We start from the raw sequence: 20,506 nt of genomic DNA on the forward strand, positions 1-20,506 counted from the left end.
ACTACTTGATGTCATTGGTGTAAATTATTGATTATCAGTATAATATACAAATAATTAATAACTTTGACAACTATAAATCAACTGATTATCTAGCTTTTATCAAAGAAAAAGTGTGAGTTTGCCCTGACTCCTATTAGTTATAAATAAATTTAACAATTTTTGAATTGATTAATTTTTTATTACAAACTAATTTAAAATTAACTTAGATTAACTAAAAAAATTACTAAACAAAAGAATTTTTGGGTTCATATAAAAATAAATTACACCTTTTTTTAAATTCAATTTGTCCAGTAAGCATTAAATTTGGATTTATTGTTAAGGATTCAATTTTAGAGTTTATATTTATATTCTTATTTGTTTTTATTTTTAAGCCGTATGTAATAATTGACCTCTCGCTTAAATCTTTATCACAAGTTTCATTTATTACAGCTTTCATCTTTAGTTTTTTTAGTTGGGTTTACAATATATTAACTTATAAAAAAATCAATTTAAAAAGTTGGACATTTAAGAAAGATATTATTAGGTATGCTAAGGCTTTTATTTTAAACACATTAATATATCTATCTTGGGCTTATTATGCTGTCCATTTTATATATCAAAATGAGATTTCTTCATCAGTTAACTTATTTAGTGTAGGTCTATTTTATATTATACCGATTGGAGTTATAATCTATTTTTTCTCAAGATTTATATTTTTTCTTAATCTAAATTTTTCAGAAAATAATCAAATCTTATTTAATAAATTAAAAGTTAATTCTAAAAAGGAACAAGTTCTTATTTATGGGAAAAACAAAGAAGAAGTTGTTAAAATAGATTTAGAGAGCCTATTATTTATAAAATCTATAGGTCACTATATTAAAATTGTTTTGCTAAATGAAGACAATAAAGTTGAAGTAAAAATTATTAGAAATAGTTTAAATAATGTTGCTAAAGATATAATTGAACATAATAAACTGTTTCAATGTCATAGATCTTATATAATAAATTTAAATATGATAAAAAAAATTGAAGGCAATTCACAAAAAGCAGTATTAATAGTTGATAAATGTAAAGAGAGTATCCCTTTGTCTAGAAAGAACTATAAATACCTAAAAGAGAAGTATGCATTTAGTGAAAAAAGCTAAACAACTTATGAAAAACCTTATGCAACGATAGTCTGACATTTATTATTGGGTACTTTTGCAGAATTAATTAAGAGATAAATATAGAAAGAATAAAAATTAATCAATTATATGTAATGGAAAACAATTACTCAAAAAAAAATTCCAAGGTAAAATTTAATCACTATTTATTAGTGTTTTCAATTTTAATAGCAACTTTTTTCACTAACGGAAAACTAATAGCTCAAAATTATGAACTAGTTACCGTTACAGGTGTTGCATCTGGAAGCGGTACAGATAATACTCTTTTTAATGTTACCTCCCCAACAATTCCATCATTGGCATATATTAGAGCTGAAAGAATTGCAGGTCCAGCAGTTGGTAATTTTACCCAAAGTGGAGATAATATTAGATATAGAATTTCTTCCGCAACCTCTGGAATTCCTAATAACTACAGTCGTATTAGGTATTCGTTTTTGCAAGCAGATGGCGTTACCCCTATTCCAGTAAATGATTTTAGGTTTGTAATTAATGATATTGACGGTCCAAATAATGAAGCTTTAGCAACCGATTGTGGTGCAAATGTTCGTTTCAGTGCAACTGCTATTCCCACAAATTTATTAATTGACAATACGCCACCCGATTTAAATGCAGTTGGCACTCAAAATGAATCAAATGGACCTACAAGTAGGGTAATGTATGAATTTAACGATGTATCAGTTATTGAATTTGATAATTATGCTAATAATGGCTATTTGAAGGATTTTGATATGAATGATAATGACTTTCCAATAGGAACACCACTTTATGCGGTATGTCTTGGAGATAATGATAATGACGGAGTTACAGATGATATGGATTTAGATGATGATAATGATGGCATATTAGATGTGGTAGAAGCTGGGGGAAACGATCCTAATGGAGATGCAGATGGTGATGGATTGCCTAATTATTTAGATACTTCAGATGATTTTGGTGTGTCAGGGGCATACACCCCAGACGGTTCAACAACTGATTATACGGATGCAAATAGTGATGGAGTGCCAGATGTGTATGAAGCAAGTGCAGATGCAGATTCTTTACCAAATCATTTAGATACAGATTCTGATAATGATGGATGTATGGATGTAGATGAAGTTTATGGCTCAGGTACTGATGCAGACGCAGATGGGCAATACGGACTTGGACTCCCTGCTGTTGATGCGAATGGACTTGTAATAGCAGCAGGTATAACAGGAGCTACATATAATACATTACCTTCAGATAACGATTTAAATGGAACGGATGATTATTTGCAAGCTAGTGTAGCTGTTACAGGAATAACAACACAACCAGTTGATGCAACAGCAATACCAGTAAATGATGTAACTTTTAACGTTGTAGTAACCACTTCGGGAACTGGTACAGCAGAACAATACCAATGGCAAGAACAAGTGAATGGAGTTGGTTCTTGGACTAATTTAATAAACGGAGGTAATTATAGTAATGTAACGACTTCTTCATTAACGATTGCAATTAACAATCATTCTTTAGATGGTAATTTATATAGAGTAGTTATTTCTACTCCTGCTTATGTTTGTGATTCAGATCAAATTTCTAATTCAGCGTTACTAACGGTATCAAATACAGCTCCAGTAGCGGTAGATGATACGGCAAGTACAAATGAAGATACGGCAGTAACGTTAAGCAATGCAGATATTGTAGATCCAAACGATACGGATTTAGATGGAGATACCTTAACGATTACAGGCGTAAGCAATCCAACAAATGGGACGATCGTATTAAATGGCGATGGCACGGTAACTTTTACTCCAGATGCGAATTATAACGGACCAGCAAGTTTTGATTATACGATTAGTGATGGTAATGGCGGAACAGACACAGCGACAGTAAATGTAACGGTAAATCCAGTAAATGATGCTCCAGTAGCGGTAGATGATACGGCAAGTACAAATGAAGATACGGCAGTAACGTTAAGCAATGCAGATATTGTAGATCCAAACGATACGGATTTAGATGGAGATACCTTAACGATTACGGGCGTAAGCAATCCAACAAATGGGACGATCGTATTAAATGGCGATGGCACGGTAACTTTTACTCCAGATGCAAATTACAACGGACCAGCAAGTTTTGATTATACGATAAGCGATGGCAATGGCGGAAGCGATACGGCTACAGTAACGGTAACGGTAAATCCAGTAAATGATGCTCCTGTGGCAGTGGACGATACAGCAAGCACCAATGAAGATATTCCTGTTGTGATAGCGGTTATTAACAATGATACAGATATAGATGGAACAGTTGATCCAACAAGTGTAACGGTAGTAACACCTCCAGCAAATGGTACGCTGAGTGTGAATACTACAACAGGAGAAATTACATATACACCAAATCTTAATTTTAGTGGTACTGATACGTTTGAATATTCGGTTTGTGATAATGAGGGTGCATGTGATACAGGAATAGTTGCCATAACAATAATTGAAGATATGTCTGATTTATCAATGGTTAAAACGGTTGATAATATAACTCCTAATGTGGGTGAAAATATTGAATTTACAATAACACTTTCAAATGATGGACCTAATGATGCAACTGGAGTTTCTGTAATAGATCAATTAACATCTGGATATTCATTTATAAGTTACACGGCTTCATTAGGTGATTATGATAGTACTACAGGAATATGGAATGTTGGTATAGTTGGCAATGGTGCAAATGAAACATTAACAATTAGGGCAATGGTTAATGCATCTGGTGATTATACAAATATTGCAGAGGTGTATTCTGCCAATCAAGCGGATCCAAATTCTATTCCAGGGAATGGAGATGCATCTGAAAATGATCAAGATGAAATTACTACGGTACCTGTTGCAATGGTTACCTTTCCAGAAGAATTTACACCTAATGGGGATGGTATTAATGATTTATTTGAAATTAGGTATTTACAAGTTATCTATCCAAACTTTAGTATGGAAATTGTAAACAGGTATGGTAATATAGTGTATAAATATAAGCATGATGGAAATCCAAATTCGATACCATTATGGTGGAATGGTTTTTCAGACGGTAGATGGAATTTTAGCAATAAAGAACTTCCAGTTGGCACTTATTTTTATACTATATATTTTAATAATAATAATAAAAGAAAACCTCAAACAGGTTGGATTTATTTAAGAAAATAAAAAATTAAATTTTGAAGAGTGATGGTTAAAATAAATCATTTTTTAATAAAATTTTAAGTAGAATTTATGAAAAAAATAAAAATAATATTAGGGATTTTAACCTTATTATCTATTACTACTGTGTTCGGTCAACAAGATGCACAATACACACAGTACATGTATAATATGAATGTGATAAACCCCGCCTATGCTGGCTCAAAAGGGATTACTAGTTTAGGTTTGTTAGGAAGAACGCAATGGGTTGGACTTGATGGTGCTCCAAAAACATTCACCCTATCACTACATTCGCCTGTTGGCAAAGCCGTAGGATTAGGATTATCTATAATAAACGATGAAATAGGGCCTGTAAAAGAAAATAATATTTATGTAGATTTTTCTTATACAATTATAACTTCAGATGAAGGCAGATTGGCTTTTGGATTAAAAGGAGGAATATCTTTTTTAGATGTTAGAAATTTAATAACAAACGATTCGGATCCATTAAATATTCCTATTCATAAGACTTCACCAAATTTTGGTGCAGGTCTTTATTATTATACTAATAAATTTTATTTAGGGTTTTCAGCTCCAAATTTTTTGGAAACAAGACATCTTGAGAAAGGTGGAGGTGTTGTAAGTTCTGCGACGGAGAAAATGCATTATTTTTTAACTTCGGGATATGTGTTTGACTTAAGCGAAAATTTAAAGTTGAAACCTTCAACAATGATAAAGGCAACGTCAGGAGCTCCTATATCTGTAGATATTTCTGGAAATTTATTATTTAATGAAAAATTTGAAATAGGTTTATCATATAGATTTGATGATTCTATTAGTGCTATGGTTGGATTTAATATAAATGAAGATTTTAGAATTGGATATGCTTATGATTATACCACCTCTAATTTTGGAGATTATAATTCAGGTTCACACGAAATTATGTTGTTATTTGATTTTAACAGAAGAAACCTTAAGAGTCCAAGATTCTTTTAATTTAAAAAACAAGAAATGAAAAAAATTACCCTTATAATTATACTGTTCGCTATAGCATTTACAAATGCTCAAGATCTTAAATATAAAATTAAAAACAGTGTTGTAAATACGAAATATTCAGATTTTGGAGTTAGTTTTTATGGTGAAAATACAGTCGTGTTTGCTTCTGCAAGAAAAGATAAATCAATAATAAGAAGAGGAGTATGGCTTGTAAATAAGGAACCTTATTTAGAGTTATTTAAAGGGACTTTTGGTAATGATGAAGAAATAAGTAACGTTCAACTATTTTCTAAAACCTTAAATTCTAAATTTCATGATGCGGATGTAGTATTTACAAAAGATTTAAAAACCATTTATTTTTCAAGAAATAATTTTTTAAATAAAAAGTTTAAAAAAGATTCAACTGGAGTAAATTTAATTCAATTGTATAAAGCTCAAATGGGTGAAAATGGAGAATGGGGAAATATTGAAGCAATGCCTTTTAATAGCGATAATTACCAAACAGGTCACCCAGCCTTAAATAAAGAAGGAGACACGCTATATTTTATTTCAGATATGCCTAGTTCTTTGGGTTTAACTGATATTTACAAAGTTGCTATTCATAAGGATGGAACTTATGGTACACCTAAAAATTTAGGTCCTGAAATAAATACAGCCAAAAGTGAAATGTTTCCGTTTATAGATGAAAATAACGTATTGTACTTTTCATCAAATGGATATTCAGATGCTATGGGAGGATTGGATATTTATGCTACTAAATTAAGAAAAAACAATACGTATTATGTACCAATAAATCTTGGACAACCTATTAATAGTGTTTCAGATGATTTTGGATATGTAAAACAAAATGGTAAAAATACTGGTTTTTTATCTTCTAATAGAGAGGGTGGAAAAGGAGATGATGATATCTATTCTTTTGAAGAATTAACACCTTTAAAATTCAATTGTAATGAGGTTGTTACTGGTGTGGTTAAGGAAAAAGGAACTGGTAAACTGATATCGGGTGCATTAATTCTACTATACGATTCGAATGGAAATAAAAAAGAAAGTATAATCGCTAACGAAAATGCTACTTTTAAATTTAATATAGTTTGTGATGAATCGTTTAAAATTAGTGCATCAAAAGAGAGTTATAAAGAGTTTTTAGAAGATTTTAGTTCAAATAATCCTACCAATTTAGAATTAACTTTAGAAACCTTACCGAAAAAATCAAATGAATTTATAGAAGTAAGAGGTAAGTTAATGGTAAATATTAATCCAATTTATTTTGATTATAATAAATCTAATATTAGAAAAGATGCCACAAGTGAGCTAGATAAAGTAGTTGAAATTATGCGTAAATATCCATCAATTAAAATAGAAGCAGGGTCACATACTGATAGTAGAGGTAATAGTAATTATAATCAAAAATTATCTACAAAAAGAGCCGTAGCTACCATAACGTATATTATTAGTAAAGGAATTAATAAAAATAGGCTAATAGCAAAAGGGTTTGGAGAAACTCAATTAGTTAACAAATGTTCAAATGGAGTAAAATGTACAGAGGCAGAACATCAAATGAATAGAAGAACTGAATTTGTAATAGTAAACCCAAAAGCTATAAATCAAATCCTAAATCTACATTTAGCTTATTTGCAATAAATTTTGCAATTTTAGATTTTAATTGTGGTATTTTTATTTTTTCAACTACATCATTTCCAAAAGCATATAACAATAATGCTCTAGCTTCTTTTTTAGGAATTCCACGTGTTTGCATATAAAATAATGCACTTTCATCTAATTGTCCAATGGTACAACCATGCGAGCATTTTACATCATCAGCAAAAATTTCTAATTGAGGTTTAGAATTAATAGTAGCTCCATCATCTATTAAAATATTATTATTTTGCTGAAAAGCATTGGTTTTTTGAGCATCGTGCTTTACAATTACCTTACCATTGAAAACAGCAGAAGATTTATCTGCATAAATTCCTTTGTAAAGTTCATGACTTTCACAATTAGGAAATTTATGTTCTACTAAAGTTGTGTTATCAACGTGCTGTTCATTATTTAAAATAGTAATGCCATTTAAATTTGAAGTAATTCCTTCGCCTTCATGATAAAATTCTAAATTATTCCGAGTTAATTTTCCTCCAAATGAAAAGGTGTTAACTGAAGCAACGCTTTGCATTTTTTGTGATACGTATGTGCTATCAATTAATGATGAGTTTTCCGTGTCATTTTGAATTTTATAATAATCTACAACGGCTCTTTTATTTGCAAATACTTCAGTTACGGCATTTGTAAAAGTAATTTCATCTGATAAGTTTTGATGACGTTCAATTATTTGAACATGTGAATTTTCACCTACAATTATTAAATTTCTTGGTTGAAGCATTACTTCTTTTTCACTTCCTGTAGAAAAATAAATAATTTGAACAGGTTTTGGAACAATGGTATTTTTTGGAACGTTAATAAATGCTCCTTCAATAGTAAATGCAGTATTTAATTGTGAGATACTTTCATTTTTGTTTGCTATTTTATTAAAATAATTATCTACAACCATTTTGTATTTAGGACGATTTAACGCTGAGGATAACACACAAACATCACAATCATCATGTGTTGTAGTAGATAAAAATGAACTAAATACACCATCAATAAAAACCAACGTATAAGTTTCAATATCATTTAATAAATATTTTCTAATATTTTTAAATCCAACAGGATTTTTAGTAGTTGGAAACAAACAATAATCATGTTTTAGCAAAGGTTTAAGATTGGTATATTTCCAATCTTCATTTGCTTTAGAAGGGAAACCATGTGCCTCAAAAGATTTAATTGCTTCTAATCGAATGGCATGTGTGTTAGAATCGAGGTCTAAATTTCCTTCATTTTCAAAAGCTAAAAATGAAGAGACTAATTTTTCTTTTAAATCCATTTTTTATGAGTTTTCAGTAATTAGTTTTCAGTAATCAGGAAATAATTTTCTGTTTACTGTAACTGTAAACTGTTTACTTTTAATAATTATTTCAACCAGTCGTATCCTTTTTTTTCTAATTCGTGAGCCAATTCTTTGCCTCCTGATTTTACAATTTTGCCATTGTATAAAACGTGAACAAAATCAGGCACAATGTAGTCTAACAAACGTTGATAATGGGTTATTAGTACTACGGCATTTTTTTTATTTTTAAGTTTATTAACTCCTTTGGCAACAACTTTTAACGCATCAATATCTAACCCAGAATCCGTTTCGTCTAAAATGGCTAATTTTGGTTCAAGCATTGCCATTTGAAAAATTTCATTTCTCTTTTTTTCACCACCTGAAAAACCTTCATTTAAAGAGCGCGATAAAAATTTACGATCAATTTCTAATAGATCTGATTTTTCACGAATTAATTTTAGCATTTCTTTTGCTGGTAATTCTTCTAAACCATTTGCCTTTCTAGTTTCGTTTATAGCAGTTTTAATGAAGTTGGTAACGGTAACACCTGGAATTTCAATAGGATATTGAAAAGACAAAAAGATGCCTTTATGTGCCCTTTCTTCGGGAGCTAAATCTTTTAAATCTTCTCCGTCAAGCGTTACAGAACCTTCGGTTACTACATATTCTTCTTTGCCTGCTATAACTGCAGCTAAAGTACTTTTTCCTGAACCATTAGGACCCATAATTGCATGAACTTCACCAGGATTTATTTCAAGGTTTATTCCTTTTAATATTTCTTTATCGTTTATGCTTGCGTGTAAATTAGTTACTTTTAACATTTTATAGTTGTATTAATTCTATATTTTTTAATTCATTAATTTTATCGGCATTAAAATGCAATTCACCCGTATAATTCATGCCAAGATAATTTGCTGATTTTTGAAAAGGAATGTAAAATTTTTTGTCAATTTTATCATCATGAGAATTAGAAATAACAAACATATTTTTACCTTTTAATTTTCGACCTGTTTCTTTTTCAATCCGTATTAAATCTGAAAATCGATCAAAAAACACCTTCATTATTCCACTCATATTGTACCAATACACTGGCGTAGCAAAAATAAGTGTATCATATTTATCGATAATTGATTTTATAAGTGGCAAAAAATCATCTCCTAAGTTTTTACTTTCATAATCATAATAGGTAATATTATAATTATTTAAATCAATAATATCGATATTGTATTTTTCTGAAATTATTGTGGCAATATTTGCCGTATTTCCTCCACTTCGGGAAGAGCCTAAAATAATTACTTTTTTATTTTCCATATTATCCAACACTTCCTTCTAAGCTGATTTCTAATAATTTTCTAGCTTCTACAGCAAATTCCATAGGTAATTTATTTAGCACATCTTTACTAAAACCGTTAACAATTAAAGCAATTGCTTTTTCGGTATTAATTCCACGTTGGTTGCAATAAAATAACTGATCTTCACCAATTTTGCTTGTAGTTGCTTCGTGCTCAATTTGAGCTGTTTTATTTTTTACTTCTATGTACGGAAAAGTATGTGCTCCACATTCATTACCCATTAATAAAGAATCACATTGCGAAAAATTACGAGCATTATTTGCTCTCGGTCCAACTTTTACTAATCCTCTATAAGAATTGTTAGATTTTCCGGCAGAAACTCCTTTAGAAATTATGGTACTTTTGGTATTATTGCCTAAGTGAATCATTTTAGTTCCTGTATCTGCTTGTTGATGGTTATTTGTAACGGCAATAGAGTAAAATTCACCTACTGAATTATCACCTTTTAAAATACAACTTGGATATTTCCAAGTAATGGCACTTCCAGTTTCTACCTGAGTCCAAGAAATTTTGGCATTTTTTTCACAAAGAGCTCTTTTTGTTACAAAATTATAAACTCCACCTTTACCTTCTTTATCACCTGGGTACCAGTTTTGAACCGTTGAATATTTTATTTCAGCATCCTCTAAAACAATTAATTCAACAACTGCTGCATGTAATTGATTTTCATCTCTAGCAGGAGCTGTACAGCCTTCTAAATAACTTACATAAGAACCTTCATCTGCAATTAAAAGTGTTCTTTCAAATTGACCTGTTCCACCTTCATTTATTCTAAAATAAGTTGATAATTCCATCGGACAAGTAACTCCTTTTGGAATATAACAAAATGAACCATCAGAAAAAACGGCAGAATTTAGTGCTGCATAAAAGTTATCGGTTTTAGGAACAATGCTACCAATATATTTTTTAACCAATTCAGGATGTTTTTCAATAGCTTCTGAAATCGGACAAAAAATAATTCCTTTTTCATTTAAAGTTTTTTTGAAGGTAGTTGCTACTGAAACAGAATCCATTACAATATCAACAGCTACATTACTTAATCTTTTTTGTTCATCAACCGAAATACCAAGTTTTTCAAATGTTTTTAATAATTCAGGATCCACCTCGTCTAAACTGTCTAATTTAGGTTTCTTTTTTGGTGCAGCATAATAACTAATATTTTGAAAATCAGGTTTTTTATAAGTTATATTTGCCCAATTTGGCTCTTTCATTTCTTTCCAAATTTTGAAAGCATCTAAACGCCATTCGGTCATCCAAGCTGGTTCGTTTTTCTTTTTAGAAATTGCAATAACCACGTCTTCATTTAATCCAACAGGGAACTTATCAGATTCAATATCGGTATAAAAACCATATTTATATTCCTTATTTTCAAGGTCTTTTTTTAAATCGTCTTCTGTAAACTTGTTCATAAGTTTTGAATGTTGAAAAGTTAAAAGTTTATAAGGTTGACTTTAAGTACTTTATAAAACCGCTTAATAACTTTGAAATTTCATTAATTTTTAATTTTATTTCTTCAAATTGATTTTTAGATATATAATCTAAATCAAAAGCTAAATACAACTGAGATCTAAATTCACCAGCCGATGCTTTTGCAATATATAAAAATCGTATAAATTCTTTTGTTGTCTCACGTTCAAATCCTTCAGCGATATTTGAAGAGATAGAGACGCTTGCCCTTCTTATTTGGTCTCGTAATCCATAATCTTTAGAAAAAGAATTGTTAGTATTTGTTATTGCATATATAATTGAATTTAATTCTCTTGCTTTTTGCCAAGCTATGATTTCTTCAAAAGAATTTAATTTTGCCATTTATTTACATTCTACTTTTAAACATTTTAACTTCCCAACTTTTAAACTAAAGAGAAAACGATTCACCACATCCACAAGTACGTTCTGCATTAGGATTATTAAAAACAAACCCGGTTCCATTTAATCCACCAGAATATTCAAGCGTAGTACCAGCTATGTATAAAAAACTTTTAGTATCCACTATTATTTTAACGCCATTACTTTCAAAAAGTTTATCGGTATCTTGTTTTTCTTTATCAAATTTTAATTCGTAAGAAAGACCAGAACAGCCACCGCTTTTTACACCAACTCTAACAAAATGAATATCAGGATTTAATCCGTCTTCCTTCATTAATTCTACTACTTTATTTTTTGCTATATCCGATACGTTTATCATTTGCTTATATAGATTAATTCTAAATTAGTGCAAATATAAGTACAAATAATCAGTTTTTATAATAATTTTGGATTGATTGCACTGATTGGGTAATAGATGTTATCTATAAAAAATTATCTTTGCAAAATGTTAGAAAATAAAAATGTAAGTCGTACAAAGTTAGCGGAATTGGGAGAGTTTGGATTAATAAATCATTTAACTCAAAATTTTAAATGCACTCAAAAGTCAACCATTAAAGGAGTTGGAGATGATGCTGCGGTAATTTCAACAAATAAACAAATTTTAATTAGTAACGATTTGTTAATTGAAGGTGTTCATTTTGATTTAAGCTACATGCCTTTGAAACACTTGGGGTATAAAGCTGTTATGGTGAATTTATCAGACATTTACGCAATGAATGGAACGGCAACTCAAATTACGGTTTCATTAGCGGTTTCTAATCGTTTTCCGCTTGAAGCTTTAGACGAATTATACGAAGGAATTTATTTAGCTTGCAAAAACTACAATGTAGATTTAGTAGGTGGAGATACCACTTCATCTACAAAAGGATTATTATTAAGCATCAATGCTATTGGCGAAGTTGATAAAGATAAGGTAGTTTATAGAAGTACTGCAAAGCCAAATGATTTGTTAGTAGTTTCGGGTGATTTAGGAGGTGCATATTTAGGGTTGCAAGTGTTAGAACGTGAAAAACAGGTTTTTAAAGTGAATCCAAATTCACAACCAGATTTAACTAATTATAGTTATTTAGTGGAACGTCAGTTGAAGCCTGAAGCACGAAAAGATATTATTGAATTACTAAGTAAATTAGAGGTAAAACCAACATCGATGATAGATATTTCTGATGGATTATCTTCCGAAATTTTACATATTTGCTCACAATCAAAAGTGGGTTGTAATTTATATGAAGAAAAATTACCGTTAGATCCTCAAGTTATTGCAACTTGTGAAGAATTTGAATTAAATAGTACAACCATTGCTTTAAGTGGCGGTGAAGATTATGAATTGCTATTTACCATTTCACAAGAAGATTTTTTGAAAATTAAAGGAAATCCGAACTTAACAGTTATTGGCCATATTACGGATGAAAGCGAAGGTGCAAATTTAGTTACCAGAGCAAATCAAAAAATTAAATTAACAGCTCAAGGTTGGAATGCTTTAAAAGAAGACTGATTATTTATAATTTAACATAATATCCGTCACTCTGAACTTGTTTCAGGGTCGTATTCAATAAACCCACGGGTTATCAAATGTTACCAACAAGCCCAGAACGAAAAATTCTTGCTGAAAAGAAAAAGCCACCACACAAATTGCACATTTGGTTTTTCCCAACGCTAAATTCCAACGCTTAAAAAACCAAAAGAGCAATTTCTTGCCAACGCTCTTAGTAAACTAAAAAAAATACTTGAAAACAATCCCAAAAAATGAATTTTAATTAACTTGCAGATTGAATAAAAATAACCAACAGAATATGAAACTAACCGAAATATTAAGAGACAGTAACTACAAACTAACTCAATTTACACCTGAACAAGTTGAGAAGTTAGAGAAAAGCATCTTTTTAAAAGAAGTTCGTGGGAAAGAAGTTCCTTTTATTAACTGTTTGGTTCGTAGAAAAGACATTCAATTAAAACCTGAAGAAGCCATTAGACAACTTTACTTAATGGTTTTGAATGAAGAATATGGTTATCCATTTGAAAGAATGGAAATTGAATATGCGGTTAGTTTTGGACGTGAAAAAAAACGTGCTGATATTGTAATTTTTGACAAAAAAGATACTCGTTCTATTTACATGATGGTTGAATTGAAAAAACCAAAACTAAAAGACGGAAAAGAACAACTAAAATCTTACTGTAATGCTACTGGAGCACCAATCGGAATATGGAGTAATGGAAATTCAATATCATATTACCACAGAAAAGACCCGAACTATTTTGAAGATTTATCAGCAATCCCAAATACTAACGAAAAATTATCGGACATATTAACTGAACGTTGGACAATAGATGATTTAGTAAAAAAAGACAAATTAGTTACCGAAAAAAAATCGTTAAAAGATTTAATTTTGGAAATGGAAGATGAAGTTTTGGCAAACGCAGGTGTTGATGTTTTTGAAGAATTGTTTAAACTTATTTTTACCAAATTATATGATGAAATGGAAAGTGGCAGAAATAAAACTCGCCATTTGCGTTTTAGAAATTATGGAGATACGGAAACCGAACTAAAAGAAAAAATACAAGAAGTTTTTGATAACGCAAAAAGTAAATGGGAAGGCGTTTTTACAGAAGACAGTAAAATAATGTTAACACCTTCTCACCTATCTGTTTGTATTTCTTCTTTGCAAGATGTTAAGTTATTCAATTCAAATTTGGATGTTGTAGATGAAGCCTTTGAATATTTAATTGGCAAAAGTAGTAAAGGAGAAAAAGGGCAATATTTTACACCAAGATATGTAATTGATATGTGTGTGAAAATGATGAACCCACAAAAAGAAGAAACCGTAATTGACACGGCTGCTGGAAGTTGTGGTTTTCCTGTACATTCTATTTTTCACGTCTGGGAACAAATACTAAAAGAAAAAGGAATACCTAAAAGCCATTTATTTACAGCAGAAGAAAAGCCAACCGAATGTACCGATTATGTGCAAAATAAAGTTTTTGCCATTGATTTTGACGAAAAAGCAGTTCGTGTGGCGAGAACTTTAAATCTAATTGCAGGAGACGGACAAACAAATGTTTTACATTTAAACACTTTGGATTACGAACGTTGGGACGAAAAAACGGAAGATGAAAATTGGCAAGACACCTATTATGAAGGTTGGAAAAAACTACGACGGCTACGAGCCGACCGAAACAGCAACCGTGATTTTCAGTTTGATGTTTTAATGGCAAATCCACCATTTGCAGGCGACATTAAAGAAAGTAGAATTTTAGCCAAATACGAATTAGGCAAAAAACCAAATGGAAAATACCAAACCAAAGTGGGTAGAGATATTTTGTTTATTGAACGTAATTTAGACTTTTTAAAATCTGGTGGAAGAATGGCAGTTGTTTTGCCACAAGGTAGATTTAACAACAGTAGCGATAAAAATATTAGAGATTATATTGCCGAAAAATGTAGAATTTTAGCCGTTGTAGGTTTGCACGGCAATGTTTTTAAACCACATACTGGAACTAAAACATCTGTGCTTTTTGTGCAAAAATGGGATGAAAAATTATGTCCTAAAAAAGAGGATTATCCTATCTTTTTTGCCACAATGCAAGAACCAAGTAAAGACAATAGTGGAGATAAAATATTTGTAAAAAAAGGCGACTTTCCAAATGTCATTACGAAAGAGGAACGATTGAAGCAATCTGCTACTAATAAAGAGATTGCCACGTCGCTAACTCCTCGCAATGACGATAGTGGAGATAAAATATTTGTAAAAAAAGGCGACTTTCCAAACGTCATTACGAAAGAGGAACGATTGAAGCAATCTGTTTCTAATAATGAGATTGCCACGTCGCTAACTCCTCGCAATGACGATAGTGGTGATAAAATATTTGTAAAAAAAGGCGACTTTCCAAACGTCATTACGAAAGAGGAACGATTGAAGCAATCTGTTTCTAATAATGAGATTGCCACGTCGCAAACTCCTCGCAATGACATTGCAGAAGAAAACCCAAACCACTATGAAACCAAAACACAAGATTTAGATGAATATTTATTAGACACTCACGGACATTTAATTGTAAAACACGACTTATTTAATCACGATAACTTAACCAAAGACGGAATAGCAGAAGCTTTTATTGAGTTTGCTAAAAAAGAAAAACTATCTTTTGTGCAAGAAAGTCTTGTGCTGGGAAAGTAAAAAGCCCTTTTAACGAAACTCGATATAAGGAGTTGTTGGAAGGGCTGGAAGCAATAGAAATTAATTATTCATTTCTAAATTCAGTTATAGATTTTAGAATTGAATCAGAATATTTTGATAAAAAATTTCTTTTAATAGATGAAATATTAAATAAGAAAAAAACAATTTCATTTGCCAAAATTGCAACAGCTATTAATGGAAGGCCTTACAGTTCAGATTCATTTAATACAATTAAAGGAATAAAATTATCTAAGATTGGAGATGTAACCAACAGAAGAGATATAGAAGATTGGGCAACAGTTGACACTAAAGAATTTGATAAGCAAAAAGGACAATTTCTTATAAAAGGAGATATCTTAATGACACTCACAGGAGATCCGCCAGATGTTGGTAAAGTAAACTATATTTATAATCCTATAAATAGTAGTTGGAATCAAAGAGTTGCTAAAATTAAAATTATTTCAGATACAGTTTATATAAATAACGAATCCTTGTTTGTTGTTTTATCTACAGAATATTCGAGAACGCAATTAGAAAGATTTGCAAAAGGAATTCGTCAAAGAAATTTAGGAAATGAAAGTCTTGAACGTTTATTATTGCCTATACTTTCTAATGATTTTCAAATAAAATTAAAAATAATAATATTAGAGAAGTATGAATTATTAAAAGATTCCAAACAATCCTATACCCAAGCCGAAAACCTTTTATTAGACGAAATAGGTTTACAAAACTTTGCAGCAAGTAAAGAGCCTATAAATATTAAAAGTTTTGCAGCTAGTTTTGGCACAAGTGGAAGGTTGGATGCAGAGTATTATCAAAAGAAATATGAACAAGTAGTGAACAAAGTCAAAAGTAAACCTTTTGATATGCTTTCTAATCTTGTAGATATTAAAAAATCTATAGAACCAGGTTCTAAAAATTACGTAGAAAATGGTTTGCCCTTTATGCGTGTTGCAGATTTATCCAAAAATGGATTATCAGAACCACAAAAATACATTTCTGATTATTTTGTAAAAGAAAATCAAGATAAAATTAAGAAACTAAAGCCTAAAAAAGGAACAATATTATTTTCAAAAGACGGAAGTGTTGGTATTGCTTATCATCTAAGACAAAATTATAATGGAATTACGTCAGGAGCAATTTTGCATTTAAACGTTAAAGATGAAAAAAGAATAATTCCTGAATATTTAACACTTGCCCTAAACTCAAAAATTGTACAAATGCAAGCAGAAAGAGATGCAGGTGGTTCAATAATTTTACATTGGCGTTCAAGCGAAATAGAAAATGTAGTCGTTCCAATTATAGATTACAAAAAGCAAGAACAAATAGCCAATTTAATAGAAGAAAGTTTTGCCTTAAAAAAACAAAGCGAACATTTATTAGAAGTTGCCAAAAAAGCAGTAGAAATTGCTATTGAAGAAAATGAAGAAGTAGCACTAAAGTATATTAACCAAGAAACCAACTAAAAAATGGCATTTTACACTAAAGAATTTGTAGCAGCAATAAGTCATTTACCTTCAGTAGAAAAAGATAAACTTATTTTACGTTTGCTAAAAAAAGATTTAACATTAGCCAATAGATTACAATTTGAGTTAGTAGATGATGGCAATGTAGAAGAACGTAGAACCGCAAAAGAAAAACATATTATTACTAACGTAAAAAGAATGACTGAACGGTTTTATAAAATAAGTTATTTAAATATGGATATTCGGTATTTAAGTGGAGACATAACCGAACACGTAAAAATAACCAAAGATAAATATGGTGATGCAAGTTTAAATTTATTGCTTTTAATTGAAGTGCTTAGGCAAAATAAAGACAATATTTTAACAGCACGACCACCAATAAAATTGCGTAAATTTTGTACAGCCATTATTGCAAGAGTATTTAAAGTGTTGTTACTAATACATAAAATGGATGAAGATTTATTGCTTGATTTTAAAGATGATTTAATAAAATTAGGTAAATTAATTGGTGATAATGATAAGATAATGAAAACGGCTATAAAAAATGGCTTAGATGTAAATTGGTTAATACACACTGAAATACCTGAAAACTTAGTTAAAATACACAGAGAATTAAAAAACAATGGTCTTTTGAAATAAATGGGCTTACGAGAACTACATAAAGAATTGAAACAAATGGAGAAACCTGAAATTATTAAAATGATTTCAGAACTCTATAAAAGTGTGCCAATGGCAAAAGAATATTTAGATATTTTTACAACAGGCAACATTAAACAATTAATAGAGAAATATAAATTTGAAATTGAAGATTATGTATATCCTCACGGTCGAGAAATGCTTTTACGAGAAAAAGAAGCACGAAAATTAATTAGAACCATTCGTAAAATGAAAGTTCCAGAATTAACCGTTACTCTTGAATTGCACTATGTTTATTGTTGTTTAGATATCATTGAAGATTTTGGCTATTGGGATGAACCGTATTATACAGCAGTTGTCAATATGTTTTGCAGTGCTACAAAAGGAATTAAAGAAAATGGCTTTGAAAGAAAATTTAAAAAACTAATTAATAATTTAGTCAGTAAAAGTTATGAATATGGATTAGATTTTGAATATTAAAAAGAAATTATACAAGAAAACAATTCGCAACTAATTATTTATCAAAATGAAAACGGAGAAACAAAATTAGATGTCCGTTTTCAAGACGAAACCGTTTGGTTAACACAAAAGTTAATGGCAAGTTGTTTCAAACCACACCACACCACAAAACCATTCATCTAAAAAACATATTTAAAGAAGGCGAATTAGAAGAAAAAGCAACTTGTAAGGATTTCTTACAAGTTCAAATAGAAGGTAAAAGAGAAGTAAAACGAGAACGTCAGTTTTACAATTTAGATGCAATTATTTCAGTTGGTTACAGAATAAAGTCGAATGTAGCCACTAAGTTTAGGCAATGAGCAACAAGTCAATTAAGAGAATACATAGTAAAAGGATTTATATTAGAATGATGAACGCTTAAAAAACCCTAATCTACCTTTCGATTATTTTGAAGAACTAACGCAGAGAATACAAGATATTCGTTCATCAGAAAAAGTATTTTGGCGTAAAGTATTAGCCTGAGTTCGATGTAAGAAAATAAATACCAGGCTGAAAATCAACAAGCTACGTCATTGCGATGAATGAAGCAAAGCGAAATGAGGAAGCAATCTCATTTTTATGAAAAGATTACTTCAAATTATGGCACTACATTTATAATTTTCGCAATGACATTTTGATTTTCAGTTATTTAAAGTAAATCCTTAGGTCGAACTCAGGTTATTACTAATTACGGACAATTAGAAAGAAGATTAATAGTATCGTTTTAAAAAATTGGATAGTATTTTAATTACTTCAATTTTATTTTCAATATAACTCATATGTCCATCAGGCAATTCGCTTGTAGTTACTTTGGTGTTTTTAGTTTGAAAGTTAATTTTCTCAAAATTAGTGTTTAATTTTAATAACTAAAGGAAAGAGAATTACAACCAGGTTTAAAAAGTATAACCAAATCGTATGTGTAAATCTGCGACAGTATCATTAAATCGGCTATCATCTAAATCAATGTAATAACCAATACCCAAACCTAATTCATAAGTAAAATGTTTGCCAATAGTACGTTTAATACCCCATTTTGGTATTATAGATAAAGAATTAGCAACACTCACATTCCGAGTGTTAGAAATCACAAATAAGTTGGGAACATAAAAGAATTCTAAAGTTAAAAAATTAGCTGAATTTTTTAAAATGCTTTTCCCTTTTTTGCTTCTTTTCTTAAGATTATAATAAAATCTAGGTTCAATTGTAATTGTAGGTGTAAGTACAAAAACCGTATTTATGTTACTACCTCCTCTAAATCCAGCATCTAATCCTATTTCACTTCGTAAAGCTATGGAGTTTGTTAACTTAGATTCATTATATCCCCAAACTCCTAAAATACCAGTTTGGATTCCGTATATTGATTTTTCTACTGATGCTTTATTTTGACTTTGTACAGCTAAAGATAATAAAAATAAAATGGGTAAAAGTTGTTTTAATTTTTTCATAAAATTATATTATTAATTTGTTCTTATTCCTATAGAAATACCAACGCTTAAGGTATTATAATTAAAATTTGTTTGGTTATTTAAGATGTATTCTTTGCCTTTGGTATAGACACCAATAACATATTTAAAATCGTAGTCACTTTCAAGCACATAGCCAATACCCAATTTGGCGGATCCTCCTCCTCTAAATTTTCCAATACGTAAATTTCTACCTGTATTTAGTAATATAAAAGGACCATTTAAATGATAATCGTTTAAATACCATTTTAATTGTGCAACAATTGGTAAAGCTTTATAAGATTCGTTTACGCTGTACACAATTCCGACACCAACAGAAAAAACAAGTTTTCGGGTTATATAGAACCCATTAAAACTATTTAGTTCAAACCCAAATCCTTTATTATAAACAGTACTTTTACTACCTGAAAAATCACTTTCTGAATTACCAAATAATTCAAAATTATTAGTATTGGTATAGGTAATTTTGTGTTTGTGCTGTTTGTTTTGCTGAGAAAAGGCTAAACCCGAGAACAACACAAAAAATAATAAATTAAAAAAGTACTTCATTAAAATTGGAGATTATAAAGTGTAACAAATGTAAACAATTATTATAAATAGTTGATTAATAGCAAGATTTGATAAAATTTCGTCAATTCGAGTGAATTTTAGCCTTTTTAGGCTTAAAATTAGTATCGAGAATGGCTGTTTTTAACTAAAAAACCTATTCTCGATACTATTTTTTATCAAAAATTACTCGAATTGACGTAATAACCTGAGTTCGATGTAAGAAAATAAATACCGGGTTGAAAATCAACAAGCTACGTCATTGCGATGAATGAAGCAAAGCGAAATGAGGAAGCAATCTCATTTTTATGAAAAGATTACTTCAAA

General features: G+C 30.1%; 18 protein-coding genes and 1 pseudogene. 11 read left to right on the plus strand and 8 right to left on the minus strand.

All coding sequences use genetic code 11. From position 1 onward, the window contains the following. The first annotated feature begins 239 nt into the window (after positions 1–239). The 4 genes from L3J60_RS10815 to L3J60_RS10830 all read left to right on the plus strand — a co-directional run bounded on the left by L3J60_RS10815 (position 240) and on the right by L3J60_RS10830 (position 6,898). Positions 240–1,124 (plus strand): LytTR family DNA-binding domain-containing protein, encoded by an 885-nt coding sequence (locus L3J60_RS10815; protein WP_291975545.1) that lies wholly within the window; start codon positions 240–242, stop codon positions 1,122–1,124. A 113-nt stretch (positions 1,125–1,237) separates the two neighbouring features. Then, on the plus strand, positions 1,238–4,288 hold the full coding sequence (locus tag L3J60_RS10820; protein ID WP_291975546.1) for an Ig-like domain-containing protein: 3,051 nt from the start codon (positions 1,238–1,240) through the stop codon (positions 4,286–4,288). Between the two features lie 66 nt (positions 4,289–4,354). Beyond that, entirely contained in the window at positions 4,355–5,257 is a 903-nt protein-coding gene (locus L3J60_RS10825) for a type IX secretion system membrane protein PorP/SprF (RefSeq protein ID WP_291975547.1), read from the plus strand. A gap of 15 nt (positions 5,258–5,272) precedes the next feature. Continuing rightward, positions 5,273–6,898, plus strand: a complete 1,626-nt coding sequence (locus L3J60_RS10830) for an OmpA family protein (protein ID WP_291975548.1) — start codon at positions 5,273–5,275, stop codon at positions 6,896–6,898. Here the strand turns inward: L3J60_RS10830 and sufD are convergent. The 6 genes from sufD to L3J60_RS10860 all read right to left on the minus strand — a co-directional run bounded on the left by sufD (position 6,855) and on the right by L3J60_RS10860 (position 11,717). Then, positions 6,855–8,177, minus strand: a complete 1,323-nt coding sequence (gene sufD, locus L3J60_RS10835; RefSeq protein ID WP_291975549.1) for a Fe-S cluster assembly protein SufD — start codon at positions 8,175–8,177, stop codon at positions 6,855–6,857. The genes L3J60_RS10830 and sufD overlap by 44 nt on opposite strands. Positions 8,178–8,263: 86 nt before the next feature. Then, positions 8,264–9,001, minus strand: coding sequence for a Fe-S cluster assembly ATPase SufC (sufC, locus tag L3J60_RS10840; RefSeq protein WP_291975550.1), 738 nt, complete (start codon positions 8,999–9,001; stop codon positions 8,264–8,266). A 1-nt stretch (position 9,002) separates the two neighbouring features. After that, positions 9,003–9,491 carry an NAD(P)H-dependent oxidoreductase gene (locus L3J60_RS10845; RefSeq protein ID WP_291975551.1) on the minus strand — a complete coding sequence of 163 codons (489 nt, stop codon included), beginning with the start codon at positions 9,489–9,491 and terminating at the stop codon, positions 9,003–9,005. Between the two features lies 1 nt (position 9,492). After that, entirely contained in the window at positions 9,493–10,941 is a 1,449-nt protein-coding gene (sufB, locus tag L3J60_RS10850) for a Fe-S cluster assembly protein SufB (RefSeq protein ID WP_291975552.1), read from the minus strand. Between the two features lie 28 nt (positions 10,942–10,969). Further along, complete coding sequence (locus tag L3J60_RS10855; protein ID WP_291975554.1) at positions 10,970–11,341, minus strand: four helix bundle protein; 372 nt, start codon at positions 11,339–11,341, stop codon at positions 10,970–10,972. 46 nt (positions 11,342–11,387) lie between these two features. After that, a complete protein-coding gene (locus tag L3J60_RS10860; RefSeq protein WP_291975555.1) occupies positions 11,388–11,717 on the minus strand; it encodes an iron-sulfur cluster assembly accessory protein in 330 nt (109 codons plus the stop codon). A gap of 126 nt (positions 11,718–11,843) precedes the next feature. On the opposite strand from L3J60_RS10860, the gene thiL reads away from it, so the two are divergent. The 7 genes and pseudogenes from thiL to rhuM (L3J60_RS10895) form a co-directional block, all read left to right on the plus strand. Continuing rightward, complete coding sequence (gene thiL / locus L3J60_RS10865; protein WP_291975556.1) at positions 11,844–12,890, plus strand: thiamine-phosphate kinase; 1,047 nt, start codon at positions 11,844–11,846, stop codon at positions 12,888–12,890. A gap of 298 nt (positions 12,891–13,188) precedes the next feature. After that, entirely contained in the window at positions 13,189–15,570 is a 2,382-nt protein-coding gene (locus L3J60_RS10870) for an N-6 DNA methylase (RefSeq protein WP_291975558.1), read from the plus strand. Positions 15,571–15,605: 35 nt separating this feature from the next. Beyond that, a complete protein-coding gene (locus L3J60_RS10875; RefSeq protein WP_291975560.1) occupies positions 15,606–17,036 on the plus strand; it encodes a restriction endonuclease subunit S in 1,431 nt (476 codons plus the stop codon). Positions 17,037–17,039: 3 nt separating this feature from the next. Continuing rightward, on the plus strand, positions 17,040–17,675 hold the full coding sequence (locus tag L3J60_RS10880) for a hypothetical protein (protein WP_291975561.1): 636 nt from the start codon (positions 17,040–17,042) through the stop codon (positions 17,673–17,675). Next, the gene (locus tag L3J60_RS10885; protein WP_291975562.1) at positions 17,676–18,152 is read left to right on the plus strand and encodes a DUF6155 family protein; all 477 of its coding nucleotides are present in this window, start codon (positions 17,676–17,678) and stop codon (positions 18,150–18,152) included. A 95-nt stretch (positions 18,153–18,247) separates the two neighbouring features. Then, complete coding sequence (rhuM, locus tag L3J60_RS10890) at positions 18,248–18,490, plus strand: RhuM family protein (RefSeq protein WP_291975563.1); 243 nt, start codon at positions 18,248–18,250, stop codon at positions 18,488–18,490. A 58-nt stretch (positions 18,491–18,548) separates the two neighbouring features. Further along, positions 18,549–18,653 (plus strand): annotated as a pseudogene (gene rhuM, locus L3J60_RS10895) (RhuM family protein); the annotation flags it as partial. A gap of 410 nt (positions 18,654–19,063) precedes the next feature. Here the strand turns inward: rhuM (L3J60_RS10895) and L3J60_RS10900 are convergent. Beyond that, positions 19,064–19,615 (minus strand): hypothetical protein, encoded by a 552-nt coding sequence (locus tag L3J60_RS10900; RefSeq protein ID WP_291975564.1) that lies wholly within the window; start codon positions 19,613–19,615, stop codon positions 19,064–19,066. 12 nt (positions 19,616–19,627) lie between these two features. Next, complete coding sequence (locus L3J60_RS10905) at positions 19,628–20,182, minus strand: hypothetical protein (RefSeq protein ID WP_291975565.1); 555 nt, start codon at positions 20,180–20,182, stop codon at positions 19,628–19,630. Positions 20,183–20,506: the final 324 nt, after the last annotated feature.

This window comes from Lutibacter sp. (assembly GCF_021647475.1).
Classification (GTDB): Bacteria; Bacteroidota; Bacteroidia; order Flavobacteriales; family Flavobacteriaceae; genus Lutibacter.

What these genes read in the sequence shown, in the direction of transcription:
- L3J60_RS10900 (WP_291975564.1), bottom strand. Translation starts at nt 19,615, where the DNA reads ATGAAAAAATTAAAACAACTTTTACCCATTTTATTTTTATTATCTTTA.
- L3J60_RS10830 (WP_291975548.1), top strand. Translation starts at nt 5,273, where the DNA reads ATGAAAAAAATTACCCTTATAATTATACTGTTCGCTATAGCATTTACA.
- thiL (WP_291975556.1), top strand. Translation starts at nt 11,844, where the DNA reads ATGTTAGAAAATAAAAATGTAAGTCGTACAAAGTTAGCGGAATTGGGA.
- L3J60_RS10860 (WP_291975555.1), bottom strand. Translation starts at nt 11,717, where the DNA reads ATGATAAACGTATCGGATATAGCAAAAAATAAAGTAGTAGAATTAATG.
- L3J60_RS10870 (WP_291975558.1), top strand. Translation starts at nt 13,189, where the DNA reads ATGAAACTAACCGAAATATTAAGAGACAGTAACTACAAACTAACTCAA.
- L3J60_RS10820 (WP_291975546.1), top strand. Translation starts at nt 1,238, where the DNA reads ATGGAAAACAATTACTCAAAAAAAAATTCCAAGGTAAAATTTAATCAC.
- L3J60_RS10905 (WP_291975565.1), bottom strand. Translation starts at nt 20,182, where the DNA reads ATGAAGTACTTTTTTAATTTATTATTTTTTGTGTTGTTCTCGGGTTTA.
- L3J60_RS10880 (WP_291975561.1), top strand. Translation starts at nt 17,040, where the DNA reads ATGGCATTTTACACTAAAGAATTTGTAGCAGCAATAAGTCATTTACCT.
- L3J60_RS10845 (WP_291975551.1), bottom strand. Translation starts at nt 9,491, where the DNA reads ATGGAAAATAAAAAAGTAATTATTTTAGGCTCTTCCCGAAGTGGAGGA.
- sufB (WP_291975552.1), bottom strand. Translation starts at nt 10,941, where the DNA reads ATGAACAAGTTTACAGAAGACGATTTAAAAAAAGACCTTGAAAATAAG.
- sufD (WP_291975549.1), bottom strand. Translation starts at nt 8,177, where the DNA reads ATGGATTTAAAAGAAAAATTAGTCTCTTCATTTTTAGCTTTTGAAAAT.
- L3J60_RS10825 (WP_291975547.1), top strand. Translation starts at nt 4,355, where the DNA reads ATGAAAAAAATAAAAATAATATTAGGGATTTTAACCTTATTATCTATT.
- sufC (WP_291975550.1), bottom strand. Translation starts at nt 9,001, where the DNA reads ATGTTAAAAGTAACTAATTTACACGCAAGCATAAACGATAAAGAAATA.
- L3J60_RS10885 (WP_291975562.1), top strand. Translation starts at nt 17,676, where the DNA reads ATGGGCTTACGAGAACTACATAAAGAATTGAAACAAATGGAGAAACCT.
- L3J60_RS10855 (WP_291975554.1), bottom strand. Translation starts at nt 11,341, where the DNA reads ATGGCAAAATTAAATTCTTTTGAAGAAATCATAGCTTGGCAAAAAGCA.